This is a genomic window from Desulfobulbus elongatus DSM 2908 (genome assembly GCF_000621145.1).
GTDB lineage: Bacteria > Desulfobacterota > Desulfobulbia > Desulfobulbales > Desulfobulbaceae > Desulfobulbus > Desulfobulbus elongatus.
This window is the reverse complement of record NZ_JHZB01000027.1, coordinates 42,034-54,202: the sequence shown is the minus strand read 5'-3', so window position 1 is coordinate 54,202 and position 12,169 is coordinate 42,034. Positions and strand designations below refer to the sequence as shown.

Sequence of the window (12,169 nt, the reverse complement as noted above, 5' to 3'; positions counted from 1 at the left end):
GGCTTGGTGATCACCGGCAGCGAGGTGTTTCACGGTCGGATCGAGGACCGGTTCGAGCAGGTGCTGCGGGACAAACTCACCGGCCTGGGCTCGACCGTGGGGCCGGTGCGGTTTGCGCCGGACGATGCGGAGCTGATCGCCGAAGCCATCCGGTCCTGCCTGGAGGAGGGCGCCGAGCTGATCGTCACCTCCGGGGGCATGTCGGTGGACCCGGACGACGTCACCCGTCTGGGGATCAGGCTGGCGGGTGCCGAGGCCATGGTGTACGGCACGCCGGTGTTACCGGGGGCGATGTTCCTGGTGGGGCGGATCGGGTCGGTGCCGGTGCTGGGTGTGCCGGCCTGCGGCATGTTCCACCGGATCACGGTGCTGGACTTGGTGCTGCCGCGTATCCTTACAGGCGAGACCATCGGCCGCGAGGAGTTGGCCGCGCTCGGCCACGGCGGTTTGTGCCGCCACTGCGAGCCCTGCCGCTACCCAATGTGCAGCTTCGGCAAGGCCTGAAGCCCTCCGAAAACATCCGGTCGTCAGGGCCGGCCGAGGAAGGTGTTGATTTCCTGATAGGAGATGATCTGGATTTCCGCCTCCATGTTGTGCGAGCGGATCCTGGTCGGCGGCGGATCGCCCTGCCGGATCGGCAGCAGTTGCGGCTTGTCCTCGTCGACGAAGACGATGATGGCCGGTGCCCGGATGGTGTCCTCCAGCCGGTAGCCCACGAGTCTGGTGGTTTCTCTGTCGACGATCACTTCGGTGCCTTCTACTTTCAGCATGGTGTTTTCCCTCCCGATATGTTGATGGGCGCGGATCATTCCGGCGCACCGCCCGAACGCGCCGGGTCATGATACGCGATCCGGCCGCGCCTGCCCACCTTCAAGTGAGGTTCCCGGCGGCCGCGCGGGAAAAGAAAACAGCCGCCTCCCCCTGGCCGATATTTTTGATGACCGGAACGGCGGTTGGGCGTACTATGTCAGGAAATCACCTGGATATTCTCTCCGCGCCGCCGGCGGTGACCGCGACGGCCGGAAAGCAGGTCATGACGGAGGGTCGACGCCGTGAACCGGACCGAATTGGAGATCATGCAGGCCCGCTATTTCGACCTGTACGAACTCGCCCCCGTGGGGTATCTGACCCTCTCCGCCGCCGGTCTCATCCTTGAGGCCAATCGCACCGCCCTCGCCCTGCTGGGCGCACGCCGCGAAACGCTCCTGCGCCAGCCCTTCTCCCGATTCATCGCCGCCGCCGACCGCACCCTGGTGCTCCCCGAATGCGGGAACGACGTCGGGGAAAACAGCCCCCAGGAACCCTGCCAATGCGAACTGAGGATGGTCCGGCCGGACGGCTCGGTCTTCTGGGCGCACCTGGCGATCACCACGTTGCAGCAGATCGACGACCTGACCGTGCGCCGCGTGGTCCTGAGCGATATCACCGACCGCAAGCAGGTCGAAGAAGCCCTGCGCGAAAGCGAGGAGCGGCATCGGCTCCTGTTCGAGGCGGCGCCCGACGCCCTCCTGCTTGTCGATGCCGCCACCTCCCGGATCGTCAAGGCCAACGGCAGGGCCGCCGAGCTGTATGGATACATGCCGGACGAACTGTCCGGAAAACGGTACGGCGATTTTGCCGTCGAACCGGGGGAGATCGGCGCCGAGGGACTATCCGACGAGGCGGGACGCATCCACGTTCCGACGGGAGCGCACCGGAAACGGGACGGCGCGGTGTTCCCGGTGGAGGTGATCGGCCGGTCGATTCCGCTGTCGGGCCAGCCGGTCGTCTGCCTGACCGTGCGCGACATCACCCGCCGCACGCAGACCGAGGCAATCATGACGGCCCGGCTGCGCCTGCTGCGGTCGGCGAGCGAGCACAGTCTGGCGGAACTGCTGCAAACCACCCTCGCCGAGGCCGAGACCCTGACCGGCAGCACGACGGGATTCTATCATCTGTTGGGCGCGGATCAGCTCACGCTGTCTTTGCAGGCCTGGTCGGCCGGCACCCGGCATCTGTGCCGGGCCGAAGGGGCGGGATTGCATTATCCGGTCGGCGAGGCAGGTGTCTGGACCGATTGCATTCGCGAGCGCAGAACCGTCATCCACAACGATTACGCCAGCCTGCCCCACCGCCGGGGCCTGCCGCCGGGGCATGTGCCGGTGGTGCGCGAACTGGTCGTGCCGGTCATGCGCGGCGGGGCCGTGGTGGCGCTGCTCGGCGTGGGCAACAAGCCGACCGAGTACAACGAGCAGGATGTCGAGGCGGTGACCGCCCTGGCCGATCTGGCCTGGGACATAGCGGAGCGCAAGCGGGCCGAGGAGGCCCTGCGGGCGAGCGAGGAACGGCGTTTTTGCGAACAGGCGGCGGCCAATGCCCAGCTCAGGGAGCAGACCGAAAGCCTGGCCTCCATCTACCATGTGCTCGACAGCGTCGGCCTGATCGTCTGCGACCTGGTGGCGGGCGACGCCCGCATCGCCATTTTCAATTCCGGCGCGGAGAAGCTGTTCGGCTGGCAACAGGAAGAGGCCGTCGGCCGTTCGATAGCCCTCATCTATCCGCCGGAAGTGGCGGGATTGATTCCCGCCAGGGTGGAACGGTTCGCCCAGGGCAAGGCGATGCAGTCGTTCGACATGATCCTGGTCCGCAGGTCGGGCGAGCGCTTTCCCGCAGTGGTGTCCGTGCATCCCTTCGGCTGCCGCGAGGGGCGGTTTCGCAAGGTTGTCGGGGTGTTCCGCGACATTGCCGAACTCAAGCGCGCCCAGATGGAACTGGAGGCCATCAACGAGGACCTGGAGCGGCGGGTCGAGCAACGGACCAAGGAATTGCAGGAGACCCAGAAGCAGTACCTGCACGCCGAGAAACTGTCGGCCATCGGCAAGCTCTCCGCCTCCATCGCCCACGAATTCAACAATCCCCTGCAGGGCATCCTCTCCATCCTCAAGGGCTTGCGCAAACGGGCCATCCTGGACGAGGAGGACCGCGCCCTGCTGGATGCGGCCATCGGCGAGAGCGACCGGATCAAGGAACTGATCCGCGGTCTCCATGAATTCAACCGCCCTTCCTCCGGGCGGAAAGTGCCGGTGGACGTGCACAACGCGCTCGATTCCGTGCTGCTGTTGCACAAGAGCGACTTCAGGCACAAACGGATCGCCGTCGAGCGTGCATACGCCGAGCGGTTGCCACGGATCCTGGCCGTCCCCGACCAGATCAAGCAGGTCTTCCTCAACCTGCTGGCCAACGCCGCCGATGCCTGCCAGCGGCACGGCGGGGTGATCACGGTGCGGACCCGCGAGGAAGGGGATCGGGTGGTTGTAGCCATTGCGGATACGGGCATCGGTATCGATGCCGGGGAGATGGCGCTGATTTTCCAACCGTTCTACACCACCAAGCCCGAGGTCAAGGGGACCGGCCTGGGCCTGTCGGTGAGCTACGGCATCGTCAACAACCATGGCGGCGAGATCCGGGTGGCGAGCACGCCGGGGCAGGGCGCCACCTTCACCGTGGTCCTGCCCATCCGGGGTGATGATGCCTGTGAGGGGGCGACCGAGCCGTGGCCGCCGCCGGGCATTCCCTCCGCTGAAAAACCGCCACAGCCGGGAGATTGACGCGCCATGGAGGAACACGCCGCCACCGCTCCGACCATTCTCTTCGTCGACGACGAGGACGTGATCCGCGCATCGTTGAGCCGGGAACTGCGGATGGAACGGTTCGCGGTGACCGCCGTCGGCAGCGGCGACGAGGCCGTCGCCGCCCTGGATTCGGCCGCCTACGACCTGGTGCTCACCGACCTGATGATGCCCGGCACGGACGGCTTCGGCGTGCTCAAGGCGGTCAAGCGCCGGGTGCCGATGACCGGCGTCATCATCCTCACCGGCTACGGCGACATGGCCTCGGCCATCGACGCCCTCCGCCTGGGCGCCGACGATTTCGCCCTCAAGCCCTGCGATGTCGAGGAACTGGTGTTCCGCATCCGGCGCTGCCTGGAAAAACGGACCCTGCTGCAGGAATTGTCGCTGCGCAACCGGCGCCTGGAAGAGGAGATCGGGCAGCGGCAACGGGCGGAGCACGAACTGGCCGAGAGCGAAAAACGGTTCCGCCTGGCCCTAGATGCATCCTCCAACGGGGTGTGGGACCGGAATCTGTCGACCGGCGAGCTGTATCTGGGCGAAAACTGGTGGCGCAGCCTGGGCTATCCGGCCTCAGCCGGGATCGGCGGGCAGCATTTCGAAGACCTGCTCCATCCCGAGGACCGCGACCGGGTGCTGGCCATGACCGAGGCCCATATCCGGGGGGAGACCGACCGGTTCGAGGTGGAATTCCGCATCCGCCACAGGGCCGGCCGCTGGCAGTGGATGCTGTCCCGGGGGCAGGTGGTGGCCCGGGACGCACAGGGCAGGGCGGTACGCGTCATCGGCACCCATACCGACATAACCCGGCTCAAGCGGGTGGAAGCGGAACTGGAGCGGGCCCGCGCCGATCTGGAGCAGCGGGTGCGGGAGCGGACCGCCGAATTGTCCCAGACCAACGTTGCCCTGAGCGTGCTGTTGAAGAAACGGGAGGAGGACCGCACGGTCCTGGGCGAACAGGTGCTGGCCAATGCCGCCAAGCTGGTCGACCCCTTCCTCGACCGGCTCGAGGTGAGCGGCCTGAACGCGCTGCAGGCGGAACTGGTCGCCATTCTCCGCGCCAATATCGCCGAACTGACCGCGCCCTTTGCCGGCGGGGTTGCCGGCATGCTGATCCGGCTCACGCCGGCGGAGATTCAGGTGGCCAACCTGGTCAAGCTGGGCAAGCGCACCAAGGAGATCGCCGCCCTCATGCACCTGTCGCCCGGCACGATCAGCATCCATCGCAAGAATATCCGGAAAAAGCTGGGGCTCACCCACCGGAAAACCAACCTCCAGACCATGCTGTCCATGCGCCCCTAGCGGGCCGCCGCAGGGGCAGGTCTTGCCGGCCTGGCACTGCGGCGCCGGAAACCCCGCGCGAATGGATAGATTCCCTATCCATTCCCCCGTCATTTTTGCCCCATTGCCATTCCCCGACCATCCGGCCATACTGCGGCCATTCTGTGGCACGAACGGGAAACAACAGGCCGGTTTCCGGCATTCTCCCGGGTTTTGGGGGACTGCCGCATGGCGATGGCAGGGAACGCTGACCCGGCGGCCCCGCGCCGAACACTCTTCGGATGGTGAGCGCATGGCGAACAAATCGATTCTGCTGGTCGATGACGAGCAACTGATTCGCGCGAGCCTGAGCCGGGAATTGACCGGCGAACCGTCCGGCTTCGAAGTGACCGCGGCCGCCTGCGGCGAAGAGGCGATCGCCCGGTTGCACGAGCGCGGCTGGCATCTGGTGATCACCGATCTGTTCATGCCGGGGCTTGACGGCTTCCAGGTCCTGAAGGAGGCCAAACGGATCGATCCCCACACCATGGTGATCATCCTGACCGGCCACGCGGACATGGAATCCGTCATTGACGCGCTACGGTTGGGCGCCGACGATTTTTTGCAAAAGCCCTGCGAGATCGATGAGCTGCTGTGCCGGATATCCAACTGTTTCGTGAAGCGGGACCTCCTGATCAAGGTGCATCTCTACGAACACATCCTGCCGGTCTGCTGTTATTGCAAAAAAATCCGGGATGACCGGCAGGGGGTGCGGGATCGGAACCAATGGTACAGCCTGGAACAGTATTTTGCCAAGGTCCGCGGCGTCAGCGTGACCCACGGCTGCTGTCCGGAGTGCTCCGCCCGCATGATGGCGGAGATCGATACGTTCAGAGGCGCCCAGCGCTCGATGCCCGACTGCAACAAGAGGAAATGAAAGGAGAAATGATCGTGGCCTGCATATTTGCCCTATCCATTTTCTCTCCCATTGAACTCTCTTGGCAAACCGACCGCCGCCATTTATTTTTTTCCATGCAACCAGGGGTGGTTGCCGGCCACGGCAGACCGGGCGCGGGACAATCCCCACCGAGTCCGTGGCCTGCCACTTTTTCGAGGGAGGAACGTATGCACAAGATAGAGCAGATCATTGTTCCGGTCGATTTTCATCAGCATACGGACGACCTGGCCGCGTTCGCCATCGTCATCGCCCATAAGCTGGGGTGCAGGCTCACCTTTCTGCACGTGGCGGCGGATATGGCGCTCATGGGACGGTATGCCGAGGAGTATCCGACCGCGTTCGCGGCGGTGGACGAGGAGATCCTGGGGTATGCGCAGAAAAAGATGGACGCCCTGGTGGAGAGGAATACGCTCGATTGCCCCGGATGCACCGGCGTGGTGCTCAAGGGAGAGGCGGTCGACGGGATTGTCGACTATGTCAGGGACAAGGAGAACGGGCTGATCGTGATGGGGACCCACGGCGCCAAGGGCATCGAGAAGATCCTGCTCGGCAGCGTGGCGGAACGGGTCCTCAAGCGGGCGGCCTGTCCGATCCTCGTCTTCAATCCGTACAGGGGCGACCGCGGCTACCAGATCACCGCGCCGCTCAACGAGACGTTGCAACCGGTCTAGGCGATTCGGTCAGGCTGAAAGGGGCGCAGCGCCGAAGGTCGGGCCGATTCATCCGGCGAAGCGGCCGACCTGCTCCGCCGATGCCGGCCCCGCTGTGAAAAGGAGGCGTGCAGCAAAGCGCCATGCCGCAGGTTCAGACGATACGCGAGAACTGCTCGATGGCCGTGGTCAGCTTTTTCAGGGTTTCCTCTTCGTTGCCCCCTCTCACCCCATCCAGCACGCAGTGATGCAGATGCCCCTCCAGAATGGTCTGGCCCGTTTTGTGGAGCGCGGCCTTGGCCGCGCCGATCTGCACCAGGATGTCCTCGCAGGGCTTGTCGTCTTCGACCATCTTGCTGATGCCCCGGATCTGTCCTTCTATGCGCTTGAGCCGTTTGGTGACGGCTTCAACGTCGATACACTGTCTCATTCCGGCACCTCCGAAATTTTCCTTCCCGTAAATGGCTACAGGGTAGAGGTTCGTTGCCCATAAGTCAAGAAGGGCCGGGCGCAGGGCGCGTGCCGCAGCCTTCTTCCCTGCCGGAGCCCTCTTTGCCACAGGCGGGCCTGCACGGTCCGCCAGACGTCTCTTCGGTCGCGCAGCCCGTACCCTGTCATCCGGCCCCGCCGTCGTCGCGAGCGCATCTTGTTTTATAACTGGTGAAGATGAATACGCTTTTATGGATAAGAATGCACGCGTTCTTTTTGTGGTTGACCCATATACCCTATAGGGGTATATGGTATAAAAAATCGCGCTGGCGATTCCATGACAACCATAAGGGAAGAGATATGACAGCAGCAGTATTCGATGCCTTGGCCGGGCTCCGGATGACGGGCGTTTCGGGGGCGCTCCTGGCGCTCAGTCTCATTGTTCTGTTGGGCGAACTGCCCGTTCCGGTGGACCCGGCTTGGGGCACGGTCCTCATCTCCGGCTCGCCCCTGCTGTATCTCGCCCTGACCCGGCTGTTCCTGCAGCGGAACATTTCCTCGGCCCTGCTCATCTCGATCGCCATGATCGCCTCCATCGCCATCGGCGAGCTGTTCGCTGCCGGGGAAGTGGCCTTCATCATGGCCATCGGCGCCATTCTCGAGGACAGGACGGTCGAGCGGGCCAAGAAGGGCCTCAAGCAGCTCATCGGCCTGGCCCCGCAGCAGGGCAGGCGCATCGCGGCGGGACGGGAAGAGATCGTGCCCATCGCGAGAGTCCGCCGGGGCGACCTGATCCGGGTCCTGCCCGGTGAAACGATCCCGGTGGACGGCGACATCGTTGCCGGCACCACCTCGGTGGACCAATCGGTCATGACCGGCGAATCGCTGCCCGTGGACAAAACCGTGGGCGAGGGCGTGTTCAGCGGCACCATCAACCGGTTCGGGGCCATCGACATCCGGGCCACCAAGGTGGGCGAAGATTCCTCGTTGCAGAAGCTCATCCGGATGGTGCGGGAGGCGGAAAACAACAAGGCCCCCATGCAGCGCATCGTGGACAGGTGGGCGAGCTGGCTGGTGCCGGCTGCCCTGGCCATCGCCCTGGTCGCCTATTTCGCCACCGACGACATCATCCGGGCCGTGACCGTGCTGGTGGTGTTCTGCCCCTGCGCCCTGGCCCTGGCCACGCCCACCTCCATCATGGCGGCCATTGGCCAGGCCACCAAGCACGGCGTTTTGATCAAGTCCGGAGAAGCCCTGGAAAACATGGGCAAGGTGGACTGCATCGCCTTCGACAAGACCGGCACGCTCACCCACGGCACCCTGGAGGTGAGCGATGTCGTGTCCTTTGCGCCAGAATGGCCTGCGGAGGAACTGCTGCGGCTGGCGGCCTCGATCGAGAGCCGTTCGGAGCACCCCCTGGGCAAGGCCGTGGTGGCGCGGGCCGCGTCCTTGCGACTGGAACTGCTGCCGGTGGCAGGGTTCCGCATGGTCCCCGGCCAGGGGATCGGCGCCGAGGTCGATGGCACGGACGTCCTGTGCGGCAACAGCGCCTATCTGCGGGAAAACGGCATCGCCGTCGACGACAGGGTCCTTTCCGCGCTGGAAGCGCTGCGCAACCAGGGCAAGGCCGGCATACTCGTTGCCGCGGCGAACCAGTGCATCGGCATGGTGGCCCTGTCCGATACCCTGCGCCAGGCCGCCGGCGACATGGTCCGCCGGCTTGGACAGATGGGCACGGAGGTGGTGCTGCTGACCGGTGACCATGCCCGGACAGCGGCCCATTTCGCGACACAGGCGGGCATAGCGAACGTGCAGGCCGAACTGCTGCCCGCCCAGAAGGTGGAACGCATCAGGGCGCTACAGGCCCAGGGCCGCACCGTGTGCATGATCGGCGACGGGGTGAACGATGCCCCGGCGCTGAAGACCGCCGATGTGGGCGTCGCCATGGGCACCATGGGCAGCGACATCGCCATCGAGGCCGCCGACATCGCGCTGATGGGCGACGACATCGGCAAGGTTCCCTATCTGAAGAGGCTGTCGACCGCCACCATCCGCACCATCAAGTGCAACATCGCCCTGTCCATGCTCATCAACTTCGCGGCCATCGGCCTATCGATCGCCGGGCTGCTCACGCCGATTACCGGGGCGCTGGTGCACAATGCCGGCTCGGTGCTGGTCGTGCTGAACGCGGCCTTTCTGTACGACCGGAAACTGATGTGAACGGACACAGGGGCATCGCCATCAGGCATGCCGCCCGGAATCCGGGGCGCAGCGCGGACAGGAGGCACAGCAGGTGCCCGTGCCGTCCAGGCTCCGCATGATGCCGCAGTTGTCGCCGTTCTGCCCGCCCGCGCAGCGTTGCCGCAACTGCTCCAGGTGCTGTTTCAGGTGCTCGAGCGCGGCAATCTGCGCATCGACGTTGCCGATATGGGCGTCGATGAGTTCGGTGACCCAGGTGCAGTCCCGCTGCGGGTGGTCGCGAAAGGCCAGCAGTTTCCTGATTTCACTGAGCTGCATGCCGTGCCTCCGGCAATGCAGGATGAATTCCAGGCGCTCCTGGTCTTCGGTGCCGTACAGTCTGTAGTTGCCTTCCGTTCGTTCAGGTGCCGTCAGCAGCCCTTCCTTTTCGTAGTACCGGATGGTGACCACCTTGCATCCGGTCTTCTTCGCCAGATCTCCGATTTTCATTTTTTCACCGGAATAAAAAAATCCATTTGACTCTCGAGCAACTCGAGACTGTAGCATGGTCAGACCGTCGGCCGAGCACCCTGCATATTGTTCAGGACGGCGCCGGCTTGACCCTTCAGCTACTATAGACATTACTCTGAATGAAACAACGGCTGAACGGCACACTGCCCGAACGGCCACCAGCCACTGAACGGAGAAAGACCATGAGCAGGATACCCCTCGCGACCACATGCACCTGCTGCGCCCCGCAGGGCGACAGCCATGACCAGCCCTTGATCGGCAACATGATCGGCGGCCAGGCGCAGGAGGAGTGCGGCGACTGCTGTGCGCACGGGCAGGCGGCGCCGGAGCCGGTTGACTGGGCCGCGGTGGGCGAAGCCTCGGCCACCAGGGCCGTGTACCGCATCATGAGCATGGACTGCCCCACGGAAGAGGCCCTGATCCGGAAAAAACTGGGCAGCATGCCGGGGATCACGGGACTTGAGTTCAACCTCATGCAGCGGGTGCTCATCGTCACCCATGAGCTGCCGGCGACCGCACCCATCGAGGCCGCGCTCATCGCCATTGACATGCGGCCCGAAGCCCTTGACCCGAACCAGGATCTCGCTTCGGCACCGCCCGCCGCCCCGGAAATCCCCTGGAGCCGGCTGATCGTCGCCGGTCTGTTCGCCGCCGCCGCCGAAGTGTTCGAACTGATCGGCGAGGGGCACTGGCATCCCTTCGGCGCCGACCCGACCGCCTGGCCGGGCAGCGGTGCCACGCCCCTGAGCTGGCTACCCCCGATCCTGGCCATTATCGCCATCCTGGTCGGCGGCCTGGCCACCTACCGGAAGGGCTGGATCGCGCTCAAAAACCTGGATTTGAACATCAACGCGCTCATGTCCATGGCCGTGACCGGCGCGGTGCTCATCGGCCGCTATCCGGAAGCCGCCATGGTCATGGTGCTGTTCAGCCTGGCCGAGGCGATCGAGGCCAAATCGCTCGACCGCGCCAGAAAGGCCATCGGCAACCTGCTCAGCCTCGCGCCCGAGAAGGCCACCGTGCGGCAGGCGGACGGCTCCTGGCTGGAAATGGACAGCCGGCAGGTCGCGGTCGGCAGCCGGGTGCGGGTGAAACCGGGCGAACGGGTGGCGCTGGACGGCGTGGTCGTCCAGGGACGGTCCACCATCAACCAGGCCCCCATCACCGGCGAAAGCATGCCCGTGGAAAAAACGGTGGACGACACCGTGTTCGCCGGCACCATCAACGAGGCCGGCTCGTTCGAGTTCCGCGTCACCGCCGGCGCCAACGACTCGACTCTGGCCCGCATCATCCACGCCGTGGAGGAGGCCCAGGGCGGCCGCGCGCCGATCCAGCGCTTCGTCGACCGGTTTGCCAGGGTGTACACGCCGGCGGTGTTCCTCGTCGCCCTGCTGGTCGCGACCGTGCCGCCGCTGTTTTTGGCCGGGGCCTGGAGCGAGTGGATTTACACGGCCCTGGTGATCCTGGTCATCGGCTGCCCCTGCGCCCTGGTCATCTCCACCCCGGTCAGCATCGTCAGCGGCATGGCCGCAGCGACCCGGCACGGCATCCTGATCAAGGGCGGCCTCTTCCTCGAACAGGGCCGGCAACTCCGGTGCCTGGCCCTGGACAAGACCGGCACCATCACCCACGGCAAGCCCAGGCAGACCGATTTCGTCGAACTGGGCACCATCGGCACGGCCAGCACCCTTACCCTGGCCGCCAGCATTGCCGCCCGCTCGGATCATCCGGTGTCCAGGGCCATTGCCGAGGAGGCGGCGGTAAAAGGGGTGGCCCTGCGCGAGGTTGCCGACATCACGGCCATTCCCGGCCAGGGGCTGCACGGCGTCATCGACGGCCAACGGTGGTACCTGGGCAATCACCGCCTGGTGGAAGACCTGAACCAGTGCTCGTCCACGCTGGAGGAACGGATCTTCGCCCTGGAGGAGCAGGGCAAGAGCGTGGTGGCGCTGGTGGGCGAGAAGGGCGTGCAGGGCCTGTTCGCCGTGGCCGACACGCTCAAGCGCAGCAGCATCGAGGCCATCGGGGAGCTGAAGCGGCTCGGGATCAAGACCGTGATGTTGACGGGCGACAACGAGCACACGGCCCGGGTCATCGCCGCACAGGTGGGCGTGGACGGGTTCGAGGGCAACCTGCTGCCCGAAGACAAGCTGGCCGCTGTCGAACGGCTTGGGCGCGACGGCAAGGTCGGCATGGTGGGCGACGGCATCAACGACGCCCCGGCCCTTGCCCAGGCAGACGTCGGCTTCGCCATGGCCGCGGCCGGCACGGACACCGCCATCGAAACGGCGGACGTGGCCCTGATGGACGACGATCTCCGCAAGATTCCGCGCTTCATCAGCCTGTCGCGCGCCACCTACGCCATCCTGCTCCAGAACATCACCCTGGCGCTGGGCGTGAAGGCCGTCTTCCTCGCCCTGACCCTCACCGGCCAGGCGACCATGTGGATGGCCGTGTTCGCGGACGTCGGCACCAGCCTGCTGGTGGTGGCCAACGGCCTCAGGGCCCTGCGGCAATAGCCGGCATGCAAGCGGGGAGCCGCGTTCGCGGTTCCT

Annotated in this window: 10 protein-coding genes; 7 read left to right on the top strand and 3 right to left on the bottom strand. The window is 65.3% G+C overall.

Annotation, left to right across the window (positions count from 1 at the left end):
• A partial coding sequence (locus Q362_RS0113140; protein ID WP_028319068.1) for a molybdopterin-binding protein occupies window positions 1–504 on the top strand: 504 nt, incomplete at its 5' end.
• Window positions 505–527: 23 nt separating this feature from the next.
• On the opposite strand, the gene Q362_RS0113135 is transcribed toward Q362_RS0113140, so the two are convergent.
• A complete protein-coding gene (locus Q362_RS0113135) occupies window positions 528–770 on the bottom strand; it encodes a hypothetical protein (RefSeq protein WP_157470113.1) in 243 nt (80 codons plus the stop codon).
• Between the two features lie 282 nt (window positions 771–1,052).
• On the opposite strand from Q362_RS0113135, the gene Q362_RS22330 reads away from it, so the two are divergent.
• From Q362_RS22330 to Q362_RS22320, 4 genes are all read left to right on the top strand, one after another.
• Complete coding sequence (locus Q362_RS22330) at window positions 1,053–3,587, top strand: PAS domain S-box protein (protein WP_051554296.1); 2,535 nt, start codon at window positions 1,053–1,055, stop codon at window positions 3,585–3,587.
• A 6-nt stretch (window positions 3,588–3,593) separates the two neighbouring features.
• Complete coding sequence (locus tag Q362_RS22325; protein ID WP_051554295.1) at window positions 3,594–4,910, top strand: response regulator; 1,317 nt, start codon at window positions 3,594–3,596, stop codon at window positions 4,908–4,910.
• 271 nt (window positions 4,911–5,181) lie between these two features.
• Complete coding sequence (locus Q362_RS20615; RefSeq protein WP_051554293.1) at window positions 5,182–5,805, top strand: response regulator; 624 nt, start codon at window positions 5,182–5,184, stop codon at window positions 5,803–5,805.
• Between the two features lie 188 nt (window positions 5,806–5,993).
• Window positions 5,994–6,497 carry a universal stress protein gene (locus Q362_RS22320; RefSeq protein WP_051554288.1) on the top strand — a complete coding sequence of 168 codons (504 nt, stop codon included), beginning with the start codon at window positions 5,994–5,996 and terminating at the stop codon, window positions 6,495–6,497.
• A 133-nt stretch (window positions 6,498–6,630) separates the two neighbouring features.
• Here Q362_RS22320 and Q362_RS0113110 read toward each other — a convergent pair whose 3' ends face one another.
• A complete protein-coding gene (locus Q362_RS0113110; RefSeq protein WP_028319066.1) occupies window positions 6,631–6,906 on the bottom strand; it encodes a metal-sensing transcriptional repressor in 276 nt (91 codons plus the stop codon).
• Window positions 6,907–7,265: 359 nt separating this feature from the next.
• Here Q362_RS0113110 and Q362_RS0113105 point away from each other — a divergent pair, with 359 nt between their 5' ends.
• On the top strand, window positions 7,266–9,125 hold the full coding sequence (locus Q362_RS0113105) for a heavy metal translocating P-type ATPase (RefSeq protein WP_028319065.1): 1,860 nt from the start codon (window positions 7,266–7,268) through the stop codon (window positions 9,123–9,125).
• A 21-nt stretch (window positions 9,126–9,146) separates the two neighbouring features.
• Here Q362_RS0113105 and cadR read toward each other — a convergent pair whose 3' ends face one another.
• On the bottom strand, window positions 9,147–9,593 hold the full coding sequence (gene cadR, locus Q362_RS0113100; RefSeq protein WP_028319064.1) for a Cd(II)/Pb(II)-responsive transcriptional regulator: 447 nt from the start codon (window positions 9,591–9,593) through the stop codon (window positions 9,147–9,149).
• A gap of 284 nt (window positions 9,594–9,877) precedes the next feature.
• Here cadR and Q362_RS0113095 point away from each other — a divergent pair, with 284 nt between their 5' ends.
• Window positions 9,878–12,133 (top strand): heavy metal translocating P-type ATPase, encoded by a 2,256-nt coding sequence (locus Q362_RS0113095; protein WP_035216694.1) that lies wholly within the window; start codon window positions 9,878–9,880, stop codon window positions 12,131–12,133.
• Window positions 12,134–12,169: the final 36 nt, after the last annotated feature.